At 67.3% G+C, this 18,334-nt stretch carries 19 protein-coding genes; 13 read left to right on the top strand and 6 right to left on the bottom strand.

The genetic code is table 11. The annotated features are described in order from the left end of the window. Positions 1–16 precede the first annotated feature (16 nt). Positions 17–154: a hypothetical protein gene (locus tag LJE69_RS03465; RefSeq protein ID WP_296921525.1), complete on the bottom strand. Its 138-nt coding sequence runs from the start codon at positions 152–154 to the stop codon at positions 17–19. Positions 155–413: 259 nt separating this feature from the next. Here LJE69_RS03465 and LJE69_RS03460 point away from each other — a divergent pair, with 259 nt between their 5' ends. After that, positions 414–1,991: an inorganic phosphate transporter gene (locus LJE69_RS03460; protein ID WP_296921523.1), complete on the top strand. Its 1,578-nt coding sequence runs from the start codon at positions 414–416 to the stop codon at positions 1,989–1,991. Between the two features lie 4 nt (positions 1,992–1,995). Here LJE69_RS03460 and LJE69_RS03455 read toward each other — a convergent pair whose 3' ends face one another. From LJE69_RS03455 to LJE69_RS03445, 3 genes are all read right to left on the bottom strand, one after another. After that, a complete protein-coding gene (locus tag LJE69_RS03455) occupies positions 1,996–2,568 on the bottom strand; it encodes an HD domain-containing protein (RefSeq protein ID WP_296921521.1) in 573 nt (190 codons plus the stop codon). Positions 2,569–2,789: 221 nt separating this feature from the next. Further along, positions 2,790–2,996: a hypothetical protein gene (locus LJE69_RS03450; protein WP_296921519.1), complete on the bottom strand. Its 207-nt coding sequence runs from the start codon at positions 2,994–2,996 to the stop codon at positions 2,790–2,792. Continuing rightward, on the bottom strand, positions 2,974–3,537 hold the full coding sequence (locus LJE69_RS03445; protein WP_296921517.1) for a nucleotidyl transferase AbiEii/AbiGii toxin family protein: 564 nt from the start codon (positions 3,535–3,537) through the stop codon (positions 2,974–2,976). The genes LJE69_RS03450 and LJE69_RS03445 overlap by 23 nt, the downstream gene beginning before the upstream one ends. A gap of 244 nt (positions 3,538–3,781) precedes the next feature. Between LJE69_RS03445 and LJE69_RS03440 the strand changes: the two genes are divergently transcribed. Together LJE69_RS03440 and lysM are read left to right on the top strand one after the other, a co-directional pair. Next, positions 3,782–4,219 carry a GFA family protein gene (locus LJE69_RS03440; protein ID WP_296921515.1) on the top strand — a complete coding sequence of 146 codons (438 nt, stop codon included), beginning with the start codon at positions 3,782–3,784 and terminating at the stop codon, positions 4,217–4,219. An 89-nt stretch (positions 4,220–4,308) separates the two neighbouring features. Beyond that, positions 4,309–4,746 (top strand): peptidoglycan-binding protein LysM, encoded by a 438-nt coding sequence (gene lysM, locus LJE69_RS03435; protein WP_296921514.1) that lies wholly within the window; start codon positions 4,309–4,311, stop codon positions 4,744–4,746. 328 nt (positions 4,747–5,074) lie between these two features. Here lysM and LJE69_RS03430 read toward each other — a convergent pair whose 3' ends face one another. Next, on the bottom strand, positions 5,075–5,290 hold the full coding sequence (locus LJE69_RS03430; protein ID WP_296921512.1) for a hypothetical protein: 216 nt from the start codon (positions 5,288–5,290) through the stop codon (positions 5,075–5,077). Here LJE69_RS03430 and LJE69_RS03425 point away from each other — a divergent pair. The 6 genes from LJE69_RS03425 (at position 5,289) to LJE69_RS03400 (ending at position 11,510) form a co-directional block, all read left to right on the top strand. After that, positions 5,289–5,573, top strand: coding sequence for a hypothetical protein (locus LJE69_RS03425; protein WP_296921510.1), 285 nt, complete (start codon positions 5,289–5,291; stop codon positions 5,571–5,573). The genes LJE69_RS03430 and LJE69_RS03425 overlap by 2 nt on opposite strands. Positions 5,574–5,620: 47 nt before the next feature. Then, complete coding sequence (locus LJE69_RS03420; RefSeq protein ID WP_296921508.1) at positions 5,621–5,851, top strand: hypothetical protein; 231 nt, start codon at positions 5,621–5,623, stop codon at positions 5,849–5,851. 329 nt (positions 5,852–6,180) lie between these two features. Next, complete coding sequence (locus LJE69_RS03415; protein ID WP_296921506.1) at positions 6,181–8,109, top strand: 7TM diverse intracellular signaling domain-containing protein; 1,929 nt, start codon at positions 6,181–6,183, stop codon at positions 8,107–8,109. A 97-nt stretch (positions 8,110–8,206) separates the two neighbouring features. After that, entirely contained in the window at positions 8,207–9,217 is a 1,011-nt protein-coding gene (galE, locus tag LJE69_RS03410) for a UDP-glucose 4-epimerase GalE (protein ID WP_296921505.1), read from the top strand. Continuing rightward, positions 9,214–10,392 (top strand): glycosyltransferase, encoded by a 1,179-nt coding sequence (locus LJE69_RS03405; RefSeq protein WP_296921503.1) that lies wholly within the window; start codon positions 9,214–9,216, stop codon positions 10,390–10,392. Before galE ends, LJE69_RS03405 begins: the two co-directional genes overlap by 4 nt. Next, on the top strand, positions 10,389–11,510 hold the full coding sequence (locus tag LJE69_RS03400; RefSeq protein WP_296921501.1) for a glycosyltransferase family 4 protein: 1,122 nt from the start codon (positions 10,389–10,391) through the stop codon (positions 11,508–11,510). The genes LJE69_RS03405 and LJE69_RS03400 overlap by 4 nt, the downstream gene beginning before the upstream one ends. Positions 11,511–11,658: 148 nt before the next feature. Here the strand turns inward: LJE69_RS03400 and moaE are convergent, their stop codons facing one another. Further along, a complete protein-coding gene (gene moaE / locus LJE69_RS03395; RefSeq protein ID WP_296921499.1) occupies positions 11,659–12,132 on the bottom strand; it encodes a molybdopterin synthase catalytic subunit MoaE in 474 nt (157 codons plus the stop codon). Between the two features lie 411 nt (positions 12,133–12,543). On the opposite strand from moaE, the gene LJE69_RS03390 reads away from it, so the two are divergent. The 4 genes from LJE69_RS03390 to LJE69_RS03375 all read left to right on the top strand — a co-directional run bounded on the left by LJE69_RS03390 (position 12,544) and on the right by LJE69_RS03375 (position 18,194). Beyond that, complete coding sequence (locus LJE69_RS03390) at positions 12,544–12,795, top strand: hypothetical protein (RefSeq protein WP_296921497.1); 252 nt, start codon at positions 12,544–12,546, stop codon at positions 12,793–12,795. 372 nt (positions 12,796–13,167) lie between these two features. Beyond that, on the top strand, positions 13,168–14,529 hold the full coding sequence (locus LJE69_RS03385; protein WP_296921495.1) for an APC family permease: 1,362 nt from the start codon (positions 13,168–13,170) through the stop codon (positions 14,527–14,529). A gap of 308 nt (positions 14,530–14,837) precedes the next feature. Beyond that, complete coding sequence (locus LJE69_RS03380) at positions 14,838–16,760, top strand: PrkA family serine protein kinase (RefSeq protein WP_296921493.1); 1,923 nt, start codon at positions 14,838–14,840, stop codon at positions 16,758–16,760. 162 nt (positions 16,761–16,922) lie between these two features. Then, the gene (locus tag LJE69_RS03375; protein WP_296921491.1) at positions 16,923–18,194 is read left to right on the top strand and encodes a YeaH/YhbH family protein; all 1,272 of its coding nucleotides are present in this window, start codon (positions 16,923–16,925) and stop codon (positions 18,192–18,194) included. The last annotated feature ends 140 nt before the right edge of the window (positions 18,195–18,334 follow it).

Raw genomic sequence — 18,334 nt, 5'->3', positions numbered from 1 at the left:
GCGCATGATTGGCGTCTCATCCGCCAGCTCCTGCGTCATCAACTTCCACCCGCACCGCGAGATCCAGCACGCAGCGGCGCAGTCTTGCGACGTAGATCGGGTTGAGGCGCAGGTCGGGCTGAGGAACGAAGCCCGACATGGTGCTGGTCGTCACCGCCCGGGCCTCGGGCCTCCTGCGTCGGCCTGAACTCCCGTAACGGCTGCTCCAGGCGCGCTGGCACCGCCGCCGGTCGCGGCACCAAGAGTGCCGCTCCTACAAGAGCTGCGCCAGGTGCGCGCGCTTTCAGGAGGCCCCTGCTGCCGGGCCCGGCCCGTCAAACTGACACAAAACCGTAGCATTTGAGTGGGTACGGTGGCGGTAATCTCGGCGTCTTCAACAACGAGTGCGCGCACGGCCGGGCGTTCAGTGCCCAATGTTCAAAGACAAGCTGAGTCTCTTCTTTATCGCCATCCTGCTGGTGGCATTCGGCAGCTTCCTGGTCTGGGGGCTGGACTACACCAACCATACGCGCGTGATTCTGTTCACGCTGGCGACGGTGTTCGGGCTGTTCATGGCCTTCAACATCGGCGGCAACGACGTCGCCAACTCCTTCGGCACCTCGGTGGGCGCCGGTACGCTCAGCATCCGCCAGGCGCTGGCGGTGGCGGCGATCTTTGAGGTGTCGGGGGCGATGATCGCCGGGGGCGCGGTCACCGAGACTATCCGCAAGGGCATCGTCGATCTCGGCTCGCTGATGGCGGAGCCCGGCTTCGACCCGATGGACTTCGTCTACGTCATGATGGCGGCGCTGGTGGCGGCGGCGCTGTGGTTGCTGATCGCCACCAAGCGCGGCTGGCCGGTGTCCACGACGCATTCCATCGTCGGTGGCATTGTCGGCGCCTCCATCACGCTCGGCATTATCGCCGCCGGCACGGGCGGGGCCGTCTCGCTGGTGCATTGGGGCCAGATCGGCACCATCGCGCTCACCTGGGTGATCTCCCCGGTGCTAGGCGGGCTCGTCGCCTACATCCTGTTCTGGAACATCAAGCGCTACATCCTGAGCTACAACGAACAGGCGCAGGCGCAGCTCGACGCCATCAAGCAGGAGCACCGGGCGCTCAGGGAGCGGCACAAGAGCGTCGTCGAGCGCATGACGGAGCTGCAGGAGATCGCCTACACACATACGACGGCCGCTGACGGCCCGCCGGCGGACCTGGACGAGCGGCCGCTGCCGGACGAGGACTTCGAGTTCGATTACTACAGGGAGCTGTACCGCCTCGAGAGCAGGCGCGAGGAGGTCGACGCGCACAAGGCGCTACTGGTGTATGTGCCGGTCCTGGCGGCGCTTGGCGCAATGATCATCACGGCCATGCTGCTGTTCAAGGGACTGAAGCACATGCATCTCAACCTGTCGAATATCGATAACTACCTGATCATGCTGATGGTGGGCGCCGCGGTCTGGATGGCCATCTACATCCTGGCGCGCACGCTGCGCGGGTCGAACCTGCATCGATCGACCTTTCTGGTGTTCAGCTGGATGCAGGTGTTCACGGCCTCGGGCTTCGCGTTCAGCCACGGCTCCAACGACATCGCGAACGCCATCGGCCCCTTCGCTGCGGTGCTGGACGTGCTGCACACCGACGGCATCAACGCCGCGGCGCCGGTGCCGCCCATCGCCATGCTCTCCTTCGGTATCGCGATGATCACGGGGCTTTGGTTCATCGGCAAGCACGTGATTGTCACCGTGGGCACGCATCTGACCGAGATGCACCCGGCGTCCGGGTTTGCCGCGGAGCTGTCGGCGGCGTCGGTGGTGATGCTGGCCTCGGCGCTCGGCATCCCGGTGTCCTCGACGCACATCCTGGTGGGCGCCGTGCTCGGCATCGGCATTGTCAACAAGGCCGCCAACTGGGACCTGATGAAGCCCATCGGCCTCGCCTGGATCATCACCCTGCCGGCGTCGGCGCTGCTGGCGGTCGTCGCCTTCCTGATCTTGCGTGGGGTGTTCTGAGCGATCAGGTTGTATCCCGGTGCAGGCGCTCCACCACCAGCGCGAGCTCGGTGGCCAGCGGCTCGGGACCCTGCTCGCTGAAGATGGCGGAGAGCTCGCGGTAGTACCACAGGATGTCGTCGCGGCCGGCGTGGAAGCGCTCCCAGAGGTTGTCGCCGAGCCGGCGATGGTCGGTGGCGATGGCGCGGGCGTTGTGCAGCTTGTCGGCGCAGGAGACGAGCAGGACCTCGGGCGGGGCGTCGCGCAGGTGGGCGATGTAGGCGCGCTTGCGCTCGTGCCACGGCGGCTTGGGCGAGGTGAAGCTATCGGAGCAGGCGGCGACGATGTCGGCGACGGTATCGCCGAAGCGCGCCCGGATCTCGGCGAGGATCGGCAGCCCGCCCTGGTCCTCCACCGCGTCGTGCAGCAGCGCGGCGACCGCGGTGTCCTCGTCGCCGCCGGCTTCCAGCACCAGGCTCGCCACCGCGAGCAGGTGCGATACGTAGGGCACCCCGCTGCCCTTGCGGGTCTGCGTCGCGTGCAGGCGGTTGGCGTAGAGCAGGGCGTCTTCGAAGCGGGGGGTCAGGCGGTTGGGCATGGGATATTCCGTGTCGTCGGCCAGTGCTCAGGTTACCGGTGCGCGCCCGGGCACGATAGGCCAATGGTCAGTAGATGCCCTTGCACTTGGTAGCGCGCCCATTGCGGAGGTGGCGGCAAGGACACCGGCCAGTAGTCAGAGGGGCGGGCGAGGGCGGCAGGGTGCATGGCGATGGCTTCCCGGCGCAGTTGTTGTCGCGTGAAGCAGGATAGGTCTCGGGCTCAGAGCTTCCAGTGGCTGCCGACGAAACGCACCGGCTTGCTGCCCCGGTAAAACCTGGCGGCGAACGTCGCCCAGCGGCAATAGCGCTCGCGCCCCGCGGTGGTCTGCTCGACGATGGCGGGGCTCTGCTCCGCGGGCGATTGCACCCAGCCGCGTGCCGTCAGCTCGCGGAAGGCGGTGCGGTCAGCCTCGGTGAGTCTTGCCATACCAGCTCTCGATGCGCGGCAGCTCGGCATCCAGACCGAAAATGCCCAGATAATCCGCGACCAACTCCCAGTCCAGGGTGCGGCCGAGCCGAGCCCGCGTCTCCACCAGGAGCCGAATGTCAGTCCAATCGGCGGCGGCGCGCTCGGGATCGTTGACGGCGGCCTGAATCTTGAGGCCGATGATGTCCTCCACCTGCACGACCGGCAACGCCAGCCCTTCGGCCACGGCGATGGGCTCGGCACGCCGGAGCATGCTCAGGGTCGGCCCGCGGAAGGCGTGCAACAGGTCGATGCGGCCGAGCTCAGGCTGTTCGGCGACGTAGTGCGAAACGTTCTCGCTGTGGAACTCGCGCCGGTAGCCCGCATGGCGCAGGATACGGTCGGCACATTCCAGGTCGTCCAGCATGAGGATGAAGTCCAGGTCCACCGTGGCCCGCTGCACGCCCCGCAAGGCCATCGCAAAGCCGCCGATTAACGCATAACGGACCTCCGCGGCATCTAGCGCCTGGCCGACGCGGCGGATGACCTGAAGAAAGTCCATTGATGTCAGACCCCTCCGGTTGATGCTCGGCGCCAGGATCGCGCCGCGTGCCCGCGCGGGCCGGGCGGCGGGCGGCTCCTGCGCGCCTGTCTCGTGCCTGACCCAGGCGATTGGAGATGCGCTGAGCCGGGGGCGCGGCCGCCAAGGCCTCCCGGCCACCTCCCCGCCTGGCGGTTGGCAGTGGCACAATCGGAGACCTTGGAAGACCAGCTCGGATCTTGCCACTCTCCGACCGGAGTCGACCATGCCCGAAACCTACAAAGTGCACTGCACCTGCGCTGCGGTGGAGCTGACCATCACCGGTGCGCCCATCGTCCATGCCCACTGCCACTGCATGGACTGCCGCGAGCTCTTGAATCTGCCCTATTGCCCCGTCGCCGCCTGGTCGGCGTCGCAGGTGGTCGTGAGCCGCGGCGCCAAGTCACTGGTGGAGTACCAACACCCGAAGCTCGGCATGCGCCGCGCGTTTTGCCCGCGCTGCGGCGAGGTGCTCTACAACACCAACGCCATGGGCTGGCGGGTGGTGTCGCAACTGCTGCTCGCCAAGTGCAACCGCGGCGTGCTGCCGGCGGAACTGGCGCCGGACAAGCACTTTTTCTATGAGCAGCGGGTCGTGGACGTGCACGACCACCTGCCGAAATACCTGCGCGGCTCGTCGGGGCCGCTGTTCGAGCCCGACTGAATCATAGGATCGCCGGATTGCCGCACCGGTCCATTCCCGGTACAAAACGCTCACCCATCATTACCACTGGGAACACCACGGGGAACACCATGGGACTCTTCGATTTCGCCAAGCACATCGGTAAGAATGTCTTCGGCAAAGAGGCCGAGGCGAGTGCCAAGATCAAAGAGGAGATCGAGCGCGACAATCCGGGCATCAGCGGCCTGGATGTCAAGTACGACAACGGCGTTGTCTCTCTCAGCGGCAAGGCCGACAGCGCCGAGGCCATGGAGAAGGCGGTGCTGATGGCGGGCAACGTCAAGGGCGTGGAGCAGGTCAAGGTGGACCAGCTCGAGGCGCCGCCGCAGACCGCGGAGGTGGAGTTCTACGTCATCGAGAAGGGCGACACTCTGTCGGCCATCGCCAAGCACTTCTATGGCGATGCCAACGCCTATCCGCAGATTGTCGAGGCCAACCTCGAGGTCATCAAGGACGCCGACCTGATCTTCCCCGGCCAGAAGATCCGCATCCCGAAAGCCGTCGCCTGAGTCGTTGCCCGAGTCGCCGCCGGGCCCGGACACTGCCGCGGCACGTAACCCGGTGTCCCGAGCTCTTGAGATTGGGCAAGTATGGGAGGTCGGGTTAGCGCAGCTTAACCCGACGCTGGGCGCCAGTCAGGGCGCCAGTCAGGGCGCGAGTAAGCCATTGATTGTCTGGTTAAGCTATCGCCAACCCGACCTACGACACTGGAGAACAGCTCCGCCGCTGACAAGAAGCTGCTCAAGGCCGAGCAGCGCGGCTGGGTCAAGGGTCGGGATGGCTGCTGGAAGAGCGACGACATGCGCGGCTGCGTCGCGCAGGAATATCGCTACCACATCAATGAGCTGAAGGATCGGTGAGCGATCGCAAGCTCCTCAGGGCCGCTGGAAAGTCCAGCGCCTCGATCTGTCGCAGCAGCTCCCCGGCCGCCCCGGGCGCTTCGGCGTCGATGCAGCGCGCAAGCCCGGGCAGGTGACTCAGGGCGCGGGTATTGCCTGCCTCCAGCAGCGTTTCCAAATCGCGCCGCCGCTGACCGACTGGGAGTGAAGCCATGACCAAGACCTGCTCGCGGACCGCCTGGACCGCTGCCATCATTGCCGTCGGTCTCGCGCTGCCCGCCGTCGCGGAGACCCGCTCCGCGCCCGCGCCCGCGCCCGCCGTGCGCAGCCTGCCCGGTGGGCGCACGGAGGTGACCGTGTCGGCCGACTGCGTCGTCCAGTACAACGACCTCGGCGTGCGCGACAGCCGCAGTGCCGACTGCACCGCCCAGGAAGTCGCCGCCGCCAACGAGGCCCTCACCAGGTATCTGAAGGCGGCGTACAGCAAGCCCGAATAACCCCGTGATCCTGCGCATCCTGGTCGGCCTGATACCTCGCCTTCGGCGTGTTCGCCGTGGCCGTGGTGCTCATCGACGCCAATGACGACCCGCTATCGGCGGTGTTTCTGGTGTTGGCGGCCGTGCCCTGGACCTTCCTGCTCAGCGCTCTGGCAGACTGGATTGGCGAGCCGCCGGTGTGGTTCAACCTGCTGTTCCTTTCCGCGGGTATCCTCCTGAACGCCGCGCTCTTGCTGTTGCTCGGCAGGTGGCTGCGGCGTGTGCGGGCGCATGGGTAGTGCAGCGACGTGAAGGGTGCGAGACGGGCCTTGCTCGGAATGTCCGCAGCGAAGCACTAGTCGATGGTCAGCACCAGGATGCGGGGCGAGTGTGCCGTTGGGTGCGTGCAGAGGGTTGCAGAAGCGTCTCGGGCGGCAAGCAGGTTCCAGGCCGCGCCGATCGGACCGCGCAAGCCGTTGCCGGACAAAGGGGCTACCGGTTGGTCGGGCGCATGGCAAGGTATCGGGGATTCACCTAAGTTTGCCGGATGAACATCCCGCCCATGCCGTGCCGACCCGCCGCGGGCCCGCACCGCCCAACTCCTGCGTCGGGCCCGGCACTGACCCTGTTGCCGGCGCCTCTGTTGCCGGTGCTCCTGCTGCTGCTTGCGCTGCCGACATCCGCGGCGTGCGCATTGACACTGGATGGAGACTTCTCCCATATCTGCCTGCAACCACAGGTGTGGCTGTTGCCGGACCCGGGCGGGCGGCTGGATGCGGACGCGGCGCTGGCGTCGGACGCGTGGCGGCCGAACATCGCCGGTGCCGACTCCCTGGGGCTCGGTGCGGGGGTGCTCTGGGTGCGGCTGCGGCTGGTACCCGGCGCCGCTGCGCCGGAGCATGTCGTGCTGGAGGTCGGTTACCCGATGCTGGACCGGGTGCGGGTGTTGCTGATACCCGACCGCGGCCGGCGCCTCGCCTACGAGGCGGGCGATGCGCTGCCCTTCGACCGGCGGCCCCTGCGCATCACCGATCTGGCCTTCCCGGTGCCACTGGATGCGCCCGTTACCGTGCTGCTCCGGCTGGAAACGACCGGGTCCATGCAGTTCCCGCTATCGCTGTGGACGCCCAGGGCATTCTCCGGAGCACTCGGCAACCGGGCATTGGCGCAGGGCTTCTATTATGGCGTGTTCGCGGTGCTGATCTTGCTGGCGCTGGCTGCCTATCCGTTCTTTCGCGATCGCATCTTCCTGCTCTACGGCTCCTATCTGCTGAGCTACGCGCTGATGCAGCTTGCGCTGAACGGGCTGCTGTACCGCTTCCTGTTCCCCGGGGGCGGCGTCTGGCCCAGCCGCCTGCCGCCGCTGCTCAGTGGCATCACCATGCTCATGCTGTTGTGGTTCGGTATCCGCTTTCTGAACTTCTGGTGGTACTCGCGGGTGTTGCGCTGGGCGTTCCGCGCCTTCCTTGCCGCCTCGGGTCTGGTGGTGCTGAGCGCTTCGGTCCTGCCGCTTGCCCAGGCGATTCCACTGGCATCGATCACCGGCAGCCTCCTGCTGCCGCTGATGCTGGCGGCGGGCGTCTACTCCGTGCGTCGCGGCCAGGTGGCGGCGCGCTACTTCACGCTGGCCTGGGGCATCTTCCTATGCAGCGTGTCCGTGACGGGGCTGACCCTGACCGGACTGCTGCCGAGCCGCATTTACACCACCTATGCGATGCAGTTCGGCTCGGCTCTGGAGGTGGTCATCCTCGGACTCGCGCTGCTGGACCGCGTCAGCAGGCTGCGCCGGCAGAAGGACGCCGCGGTGGCCATGGCCAACGGCTACCTGCGTCAGCTCAACGAGCGCTTGGAGAGCATGGTGGCGGCGCGTACCCGCGAGCTGGAGGAGGCCAACGGCCGGCTCCGCTCGCTGGCGCGGCAGGACGGCATGACCGGCCTGCTGAATCACCGCGCGGGCCTGGAACTGCTCGCCGCACGCCTGGGGGCGGATGCGGCCGAGGGCTTCGCAACCGCGGTCATCATGCTGGATTTGGACCACTTCAAACAGGTCAACGACACCTACGGCCACCAGGCCGGCGACCGCATCCTGCTCGCCGTGGCGCGCGTGCTGCTGGAGTATGCCGGCGAGGACGGCGTCTGCTGCCGCTACGGCGGCGAGGAGTTCCTGTTCGCGCGGCGGGTCGCCAATGCCACGCGGGCGCTGGATCTGGCGGAGCTGCTGCGCCGGCGGCTGCACCTCATCCGGCATCCAGGCGGTCCGCCGCGGGTCACTGCCAGCATCGGCGTTGCGGTGGTGGGTTGCGCCGGCGTCGGCAGCATCAGCCCCGAGCAGGCGGTCGCGTTGGCGGATCAGGCCCTGTACCGGGCCAAGCGGGCCGGTCGAGACCGTGTGGAGGCGACCCCCAATGACAATGACGAGGACAAGGACCTGAGACGGTCTGGGAACTTGCGCACTGTCGCACCAGTGCCCGGGCGGAGACATGCTGAGACCGCTCGCAGTGCCGATCCGTATCGCCCTGGAGGGGGCGACACTCCCGGGGGCGGTGGGCGTCGTTAGCGCGGCCGGCCGCGCGGGCAACCGCATCGCGCGTGCGCCGGCCGCGACCTGCCGCAACTCCGTTAGAATGGGGGCTTTGCCCTAAGGAGCTCGTGCGATGGACGTTCTCGTCACCGGCGGAGCCGGCTACATCGGCAGCCATACCTGCGTCGAACTGCTCGCCGCCGGCCACGGCGTGGTGGTGGTAGACAACCTCGGCAACAGCAAGCCCGAGGCGCTGGCGCGGGTGCAGGAGATCGCCGGCAAGCCGCTGACCTTCGTGCAGGCGGACCTGCGCGACGAGGCCGCGCTCGCGGCCTTGTTCCGGGACTTTCGCTTCGACGCCGTGGTGCACTTCGCCGGGCTCAAGGCGGTGGGCGAGTCCACCCAGATCCCGCTGGAGTATTACGACAACAACCTCAACGGCACGCTCTGTCTGTGCCGCGCCATGGGCACCGCGGGTGTCAAGCGGCTGGTGTTCAGCTCCTCGGCGACGGTCTACGGCGACCCGGCCACGGTGCCCATTCGCGAGGACTTCCCGCTCTCGGCCACCAATCCTTACGGCCGCACCAAGCTCTTTATCGAGGAGATCCTGCGCGACTTGCACCGCGCCGATGCCGCGTGGGACATCGCCCTGCTGCGCTATTTCAATCCGGTGGGCGCGCATCCGAGCGGGCGCATCGGTGAGGACCCGAACGGCATCCCCAACAACCTGATGCCCTTCATCGCCCAGGTGGCCGTCAGCAAGCTGCCCGAGCTCAAGGTCTTCGGCGACGACTACGACACGCCGGACGGCACCGGCGTGCGCGACTACATCCACGTGGTGGACCTCGCCCGCGGCCACCTGGCGGCGCTGGAGCGGCTCGATGCGGCGCCCGGCGTGGTGACCTACAACCTGGGCACCGGCCGCGGCTACAGCGTGCTGGAGATGCGGCGCGCGTTCGAGGTGGCCGCCGGGCGCGAGATCCCCTACCAGATCGTCGCGCGCCGGCCCGGCGACATCGGCACCTGCTACGCGGACCCGGCCCTGGCGCAGGCGGAGCTCGGCTGGCGCGCGCGGCTGGGCATCGAGGCCATGGTGGAAGACCACTGGCGCTGGCAGCGCGAGAACCCGAACGGATACGCATGAACGCGCTGTCGGACACCGCCCATGTCTTGGCGCCACCGGCGGTGCGGGTGCTGCAGGTGGTGCATGGGTTGCCGCGGGGCGGACTCGAAAACGGCGTGGTCAATCTGCTGAACGGTCTGCCGCGGACGGAGTTTCAGCAGCGCGTCGCTTGCCTCGACAACCGCGGCGATATGGCGGACCGGGTCTCGCCGCAGGTGCCCATCGACGTGCTCGACCGTCGCCGCCATGACCTGGGGCTGCCGCTGCGCCTGGCGCGGCTGATCCGCGACTTCCGGCCGCACGTGGTGCACTGCCGCAACTGGAACACGTGGGCCGATACGGTGCTGGCGCACCGGCTGGCCCGCTGCCACGGCACGCTCGTGTGGTCGTTCCACGGCTTTGCGGACGGGCACTGGTTCCCACGGCGGCGGCGGCTTGCGAGCCGTGCCTTATCGCTGGCCACGGACCGGCTGTTCGCCGTCTGCCGCGATGCCGCGGAGCGTTTTGCGGTGCTGACCGACATTCCGCCGGAGCGCTTCGACGTGCTCTACAACGGCGTGGACTGCCGGCGCTTCGCGCCCTGCGAGCATCGGGCCGGGCTGCGCCGGGCGCTCGGCCTTGCCGACGACGAGCTGGTGATCCTCTCGGTGGCGAGCCTCACACCCGTCAAAGGCCACGCGCGGCTGCTGGAGGCGGCGGCGCAGGTGCTGGCCGGCACCCGGCGGCGCGTGCGCTTTCTGTGGCTCGGCGAAGGCGCCGAGCGGGCGCGGCTGGAGGCGCGCATCCGCGCGCTGCAAATCGATGAGCGGGTCAACCTGCCCGGCGGCAGCGACCGGGTGCCGCAGCACCTCGCCGCGGCCGACCTGTTTGTGCTGCCGAGCGAGCTGGAGGGCATGAGCAACGCCATCCTGGAGGCTATGGCGAGCGGGCTGCCGGTGGTGGCGCACGCCGTCGGCGGCAACCCGGAGCTGGTGGACCACGAGCACAGCGGCCTGCTGTGCCCGGCGGGCGACGCGAACGCGCTGGCCGCCGCCATCGGCCGGCTGGTGCGCAACGACGCCGAGCGCGCGGCCATGGGGGCGGCGGCGCGCCGCCGCGCGGAGCAGATCTTTTCCCTGGACGCAATGCTGATGCGCTACGCGGACTTCTACCGTCACGCCGTGCCGGTGCTGCCCGGGCGCGCCGCCGCTCGATGAGCGCCCGCGCCCGCGAAGGGCTGCGGGTGCTCATGGTCGGCCCGCTGCCGCCGCCGGTGGGCGGCATGGCCAGCGTGGTGCAGAACCTGGTGCTGGCGTTGGGGCCGCGGGTCGAGCTGGCGGTGCTCGACAACGTCAAGACCACCGCCGCCGACCGTAGCCTGTGGCAGGGCATCGCCGCGCAGCTGCGGCTGCTTGGCCGTCTCGCCTGGCGCTGTGTCGGCTGGCGTCCGGCGGTGGTGCACATCCACACCTGCTCCTGGTTCACGTTTTGGCGCAACGGCGTTGACCTGGCGCTGGCGCGGCTGCTGGGTCGCCGCGTGGTGCTGCACATCCACGGCGCGCAGTTCCACCGCTTCCTTGGCGGCCTGTCCGGACCGCGTGCCTGGCTGGCGCGGCGCGTGCTGCGCGGGGCGCACCGGGTCGTGGTGCTCGGCGCGGGTTGGCGGGAGGTGCTGTCGGCCTGGGCCGATCCGGCGCGTATCGTCGTGGTGCCGAACGGCGTGCCCGCGGGGCAGCAGGTGGTGCCGTCGCCGCAAGGGCCGTTCCGCGTGCTCTGTCTGGCCAACTACGAGGCGCGCAAGGGCCAGGAGGATCTGCTGCGGGCCGTGGCGGGGCTCGACAGCGCGCGGCCGGTGCGGGTGGAGCTCCTGGGCTTCGAGGCCGAGCCTGGCCGCCGGCAGCGCCTGCTGGACCTCGCCGCCGAGCTCGGCGTGGCGGACGTGGATATTCCGGGGCCGGTCATAGGGGATGCTAAGGACGCCCGGCTGGCGGCGGCGCACTGCTTCTGCCTGCCGTCCTATGACGAGGGGCTGCCCATGTCCATGCTGGAGGCCATGGCCGTCGGGCTGCCGGTGGTGGCGACCCGCGTCGGCGCGATCCCCGAGGCGCTGGCGGACGGCCGCGAGGGGTTACTGTTCGAGCCGGGCGACGTTGCGGCACTCACCGGGCACCTCGCGTGGCTCATCGACGAGCCTGAAGCCGCCGCTGCCCTCGGTGCTGCCGGCCATGAGCGGCTGGCTCAGGACTTCAGCCTGGAGCATTCGGCCGAGCTGCTGCTCGGCGTCTACCGTTCGCTCAGCGCCGAGCGCCATGCAGGAGCACATGCAGGAGCCTAGTGCAGCGTTTCTCCCAACTTTGCTTTCGTTGTCGTTGTCGAGTATCCGATTACGAGCACGACCACGACCACGAGCGGAGACTTCGACCCGGTTCCTCTGCTCCGGCCTCACCCGGGTTGGCGCCTGCAAAATTGGCTGAAACGGGGTACTAGTCACCCGCGGGGTTGCGCCAGCGCGCCGCCGCGTCGGTATCGCTGTCCCGCGCCTCCACCCAGCGCGCGCCCTGCGCGGTCTCTTCCTTTTTCCAGAACGGCGCGCGGGTCTTGAGGTAGTCCATCAGGAACTCGCAGCCCCGGAAGGCTTCGCCGCGGTGGCCGGCGGTGACGGCGACCAGCACCAGTGGGTCGGTGGGCAGGACGCGGCCGATGCGGTGGACGATGCGCACCGCACGCAGCGCGAAGCGCTCGATGGCCTGCTCGGCGATCTCGCGGAGCGCGCGCTCGGTCATGCCGGGATAGTGCTCCAGGGTCATGGCCGTCACGCTGGCGCCGGCGTTGTGATCGCGCATCAGTCCGACAAAGGCGGCCAGCGCACCGCTGCCGGGGTCGTCGCGGGCGAGGTCGGCTTGGAGCGTCCAGGGATCGAAGGGCTCGGTTTCGATGCGGATGTCGATTCGGGACATGGGCTTGTGGGGCTGATCTCAGGAGACTTGGCCGATGCGCTGTGAGACTGCGAAAGTATTCGGTGTACGTCGGGTTAGCGCAGCGTAACCCGACGTTGAGCGTCGGTAAGCCGTTGAATGTCGGGTTACGCCATCGCTAACCCGACCTGCGATTCGCTCGTATTCGGCGTTGCGAGCAATACCTTCAGGGTCTATTCGCTGGTCCGTCCTGCAGGGTGAGCGATCCATCGCGATCCCGCTGCGGGTACGTCCGTCCGATGCCTCGCCGGCGCAGAGCGGATTCCGCCGGCGCGACCCCTTGCCCAGCGCCGCGCGCGTCGCCAATGTCCGAGGCAACGGCGGGCGTCGTTGCGGCGCCCCGCGGTTCGGTTAGCCCCCGAAACCCGACCCAGCGCCAGCACTCTACCGCCGATGCCATCGCAGCGACATTCGCTCTGCAACTGGCCGCGCCGCTTCCTGGACTGGCTTTGTGAAGGTCGTGCCGACTATCGCGAGTTTCAGCAGCGCAAGGCGACGCGTGCTTACCAGGTCAACCAGGGCCTCTGTCTGATCGTCTGGCTGGTCGCCGCGCTGCTGTTGCTGCTGTGTGGCGGCACAGTTTGTCTGGTGACCTTCGCACTGGTGGCAACCTTCCTGTGCTTCAGCCTGCTGGACCCACAATGAGGTTCTGCCCTGCCGGCGCGCGGCCGTGGGAGCGGCACTCCCGGTGCCGCGACCCGCTGGAGTAGACCGGCAAGCGAGGCGCTGCCTCAGACCCACAACGGCACGAGGCGGCGGATATCGCGTCGATCGACTACCGGCATGCAGCAAGGGCCGAGGCCCCAATGCCGGGGCGCAAAGCGCGACCGCACAACTTCGGTCGACTGCCGTTCCGGCCCTTGGCGCTTGGCCCTTTCTGTTCGGTGCCGCGGTGCACACAAAACTTGACGCATCTGCAAAGATTTCGGCCCTGAAAGCAATCCAATCCGTCTTTCTGTGCCTCGCTGGACACCACCGGGGACCCATCCCGAAGACTGTCCCACCGCCGTTTCCAGGATGATCGATGCCGCCATGAGCGCACCGCCGCAGACCTTCGACCTGCGCACCGCCACGCTGCTGGTGGTGGCCAACATGATCGGCACCGGCGTGTTCACCACCCTGGGGTTGCAGGCGGAGGGGGTGCAGGATGGTGCCGCGCTCTTGCTGCTGTGGCTGCTCGGCGGGCTGGTCGCCGTTTGTGGCGCGCTGGTCTACGCGGAGCTGGCGGCTGCCCTGCCGCGCTCCGGCGGCGAATATGTCTACCTGGCCCGCTGCTACGACCCGGCCCTTGGCGTCATCGCCGGCTGGGTCTCCGCCACCGTGGGCTTCGCGGCGCCAGTGGCGCTGGCGGCGATGGCGTTCGGCCGTTACGCGGCGACGGTGGTGCCGCTTGCGCCGACACCGATGGCGGTTGCCGCTGTGGTGGTCATCGCCGGCCTGCATGCCTTCGACGTGACGCTCGGGGCGCGGTTTCAGGTATTGGCGACGCTGCTCAAGGTGCTTGCCATCGGGCTCTTCTGCGCGGTGGGGCTGCTGTGGCCCGCCGCGCCCGGTGCCCTGCCGGCGCTGCCGGACGCGGGGACGCCGGCGGCCGTGCTCTCGCCGGCCTTTGCGCTGTCGCTGGTGTATGTCTCCTATGCCTACTCGGGCTGGAACGCGGCCACCTACGTGGCGGCGGAGGTGCGCTCGCCGCAACGGCTGGTGCCGCGCGCGCTGCTGTATGGCACCGCGGCCGTAACGCTCCTGTACCTGCTGCTCAACTGGGTGTTCCTGCGCAGTGTGCCATTGACGGACCTGACGGGCACGGTGGAGGTCGGTGCCTTGTCGGCTGCATACCTGTTCGGTGACACCGGCGGGCGCATCATCAGCGCCATGCTGGCGCTGCTGCTGCTGTCTACCATTAGCGCGATGCTGCTGGCGGGGCCGCGGGTGTTCGAGGCCATGGCGGCGGATGGTCACCTGCTGAGCCTTTTCGGTGCGCGCAATCGCCGCGGTGCACCAACGCGGGCGGTGCTGTTCTCGTTGGTCATCGCGCTCGCGCTCGTCGTCACCGGCACTTTCGAGGCCGTGCTTGCCTTCGCCGGCTTCACGCTGATGCTCTCGTCGCTGCTGACCGTGCTGGGCGCGGTGCGGCTGCGGCGGCGCGAGCCGGCGCTGCCGCGGCCGTTTCGCATCCCCTGGTATCCATGGCCGCCGCTGGTCTATCTTTGCCTGACGGCGGCGACCCTGCTGGTGGTGTCCTGGACCAACCCCTGGCCCGTGCTGAGCGGTACTTGCGCACTCGGCGCCTGCTGGTGGTGGCTGCGCCGGCGGCTCACGCATGCAGCTGTGTCCGTGCCCGATCGGCGGCGAATTAGGCCACCGCGAGCAGGGTTTTGAACCCTTGCGAGTAGACCTGTCTAAGCGCAAAGTTCCGAACAGGATGGGTGCTTTGCGCCGGCCTTGCTCCGGACGCACCGCAAGCGTGCGACGCGGCGCGCGTGCCGCACCAAAAAATGGCATGCTGCCGTATGTTGCATCGGTTTCATCGGCCGGCGCCAGTCACGATTGTTGCCTGGCGCGAAGCTTGCGTAATCGCCTGGTGCGGCGCTTGCACTCAGCCCTTGGCGTTGCAATCTAGTTGGGTATGCCGAGCCGGAACGCCCGCCGTCCGCGTCCGCACAGATTACTTACACGAGGTGTGCTGAATGTCGATCTTCGAGCGCTACCAAGCCCGCTACGAGTCCTCCCGCGAGGAGGACATGAGCCTGCAGGAATATCTGGATCTGTGTAAGACGGATCCGATGGCCTATGCCGGCGCGGCGGAGCGTCTGCTCGCGGCGATCGGCGAGCCGGAGCTCATAGACACCCACAATGATTCGCGGTTGAGCCGGATCTTTCAGAACAAGGTCATCAAGCGCTATCCCGCGTTCGCCGAGTTCTACGGCATGGAGGACTCCATCGACCAGTTGGTGTCCTACCTGAAGCACGCCGCACAGGGGCTGGAGGAAAGGAAGCAGATCCTCTACCTGCTGGGCCCAGTGGGCGGCGGCAAGTCGTCGCTCGCCGAGAAGCTGAAGGAGCTGATGGAGAAAGTGCCCTTCTACGCGATCAAGGACTCGCCGGTGTTCGAGTCGCCGCTGAGCCTCTTCTCGCCGGAGGAGGACGGCCCGATCCTGGAAGAGGATTACGGCATCCCCAGCCGCTGCCTGCGCACCATCATGTCGCCCTGGGCCGTCAAGCGCCTGCAGGAGTACAACGGCGACATCACCAAGTTCCGCGTCGTCAAGCTCCGCCCGAGCATCCTGGAGCAGGTGGCCATCGCCAAGACCGAGCCCGGCGACGAGAACAACCAGGACATCTCCTCACTGGTGGGCAAGGTGGACATCCGCCAACTGGAGCACTTCGCGCAGAACGACGCCGACGCGTACAGCTACTCCGGCGCCCTGTGCCGTGCCAACCAGGGTCTGATGGAGTTCGTCGAGATGTTCAAGGCACCCATCAAGGTGCTGCATCCGCTGCTGACCGCGACCCAGGAGGGCAACTACAACGCCACCGAGGGCCTGTCCGCGATCCCGTTCCAGGGCATCATCCTGGCGCACAGCAACGAGTCCGAGTGGCAGTCGTTCCGCAACAACAAGAATAACGAGGCGTTCCTCGACCGCGTCTTCATCGTCAAGGTGCCGTACTGCCTGCGGGTCACGGAAGAGAAGCACATCTACGACAAGCTGCTGCGCAACAGCTCGCTGAATCAGTCCCCCTGCGCGCCGGGCACGCTGGAGATGATGGCGCAGTTCTCGGTGCTGACGCGCCTCAAGGAGCCGGAGAACTCCAGCATCTTCTCGAAGATGCGCGTCTATGACGGCGAGAACCTCAAGGACACGGACCCCAAGGCCAAGTCGACGCAGGAGTACCGCGACTACGCCGGCGTGGACGAGGGCATGTCCGGCATTTCGACCCGCTTCGCATTCAAGATTCTGTCGCAGGTGTTCAACTTCGACCACACCGAAGTGGCCGCCAACCCGGTGCACCTGCTCTACGTGCTGGAGCGCCAGATCGTCCGCGAGCACTTGCCGCCGGAGGTGCAGGACCGCTATCTCACCTTCCTGAAGCAGTACCTGGCGCCGCGCTACGCGGAGTTCATCGGCAAGGAGCTGCAAACCGCGTACCTGGAGTCCTACGCGGAGTACGGGCAGAACATCTTCGATCGGTACGTCACCTACGCGGACTACTGGATTCAGGACCAGGAATACCGCGACCCGGACACCGGTGAAATGATGAACCGCTCCGCGCTGAACGAAGAACTGGAGAAGATCGAGAAGCCCGCCGGCATCTCCAACCCGAAGGACTTCCGCAACGAGATCGTCAACTTTGTGCTGCGCGCCCGCGCCAACAACAACGGCGCCAATCCGCGCTGGACCAGTTACGAGAAGCTGCGCGTGGTGATCGAGAAGAAGATGTTCTCGAACACCGAGGAGCTGTTGCCGGTCATCTCTTTCAACGCCAAGGCGTCTGCCGACGACAAGAAAAAGCACGAGCAGTTCGTCGACCGCATGGTGGAGAAGGGCTATACGCCGAAGCAGGTGCGCTTGCTTTCGGAATGGTACCTGCGAGTGCGCAAATCGCAGTAAAGAAGGGCCTAGGGCTGAGGGCCAAGGACCGGGCGCGCCATCGACCGGCAGCGCTGTTGGCCCTGTGCCCTTCGGCGCTTGGCCCTGAGCTCGGACGCGGACCGTGTAGCGCGTGCAACGTCATTTGCCGGAGCCACACCAAGGCGAGGCCACCGAAAGTTTATGTCCCACTTCATCGACCGTCGTCTCAACGCCAAGAACAAGAGCACCGTCAATCGGCAGCGGTTCTTGAAGCGTTACAAGAGCCAGCTGAAGCGGGCGGTGTCCGACGCCGTCAACCGCCGCAGCATCACGGATATCGACGGCGGCGAGAAGGTCGGTATCCCCTCCAAGGACATCGCCGAGCCGATCTTCCATCATGGTCAGGGCGGCACCCGGGACATGGTGCACCCCGGCAACAAGGAGTTCGAGGCGGGTGACCGGGTGCAGCGCCCCGAGGGCGGCTCGGGCTCCGGTTCCGGCCAGGGCCGGGCGGGCAAGGGGGGCAAGGGCGAGGACGACTTCGTCTTCGAGCTCTCGCGCGAGGAATTCCTGGACCTCCTGTTCGACGACCTGGAACTGCCGAACCTGGTGCGCAACCAGCTCATGGGCACGACGGAGTTCAAGACCGTGCGTGCCGGCTACACCACCGACGGCGCGCCCAGCAATATCGACGTTGTGCGCTCCCTGAAGGGAGCCATCGCCCGGCGCACCGCGCTCGGCGCGCCCCACCGTGCGCGCATCCGCGAGCTGGAGGCGGAGGTGGAGCTGTTGCTGGCCGACGGTGTGCCGGAGACCGACGTGCGCGTCGTGGCGCTACGTGAGCAGATCGACCGGCTCAAGACCCGGCTCGCCGCGCTGCCCTTCATAGACACCTTCGACCTCCGCTACCAGGCCTACACCAAGCAGCCGGAGCCCACCAGCAAGGCCGTGATGCTCTGCATCATGGACGTGTCGGGCTCCATGGACCAGGTGCGCAAGAACCTGGCCAAGCGGTTTTTCATCTTGTTGTACCTCTTCCTTCAGCGGAACTACGACAAGATCGACGTCGTCTTCATCCGCCACCACACCATCGCCCAGGAGGTGGATGAGCAGGAGTTTTTCTACTCCCGAGAGACCGGCGGCACCGTCGTGTCCAGCGCGCTAAACCTGGCCTACGATGTCATCTCGGAGCGCTATGAGTCCGGTAGCTGGAACATCTATGCCGCGCAGGCATCCGACGGTGACAACTGGGACTCGGACTCCGCCATCTGCCGCGATCTGCTCATCAATCGGCTGCTGCCGCTGATGCGCTACTATGCCTACGTCGAGATCACGCCGCGCCAGCACCAGAGCCTGTGGTACGCCTACCAGGACGTGAAGGCGGCGCACCCGCACTTCGCGATGGAAGAAATCGGCGGTGCCGACGATATCTATCCGGTGTTCCGGGAGTTGTTCAAGCGACAGGATGCGTAATCTTAAGTGCAGGAGTGCAGGAGTGCAGGAGTGCAGGAGTGCAGGAGTGCAGGAGTGCAGGACTACAGGAGTGCAGGATTTCCAGCCGACCGGCTGCATCGATCGGTCGGCATGACGCCGGGTCTTGCCGTGCACTCTTG

Source organism: Thiohalocapsa sp., from assembly GCF_022340605.1.
In the GTDB taxonomy this organism is placed as follows: domain Bacteria; phylum Pseudomonadota; class Gammaproteobacteria; order Chromatiales; family Chromatiaceae; genus Thiohalocapsa.
Note: the sequence above shows the minus strand (reverse complement) of the source record. Positions and strands in the feature narration are given on the sequence as shown.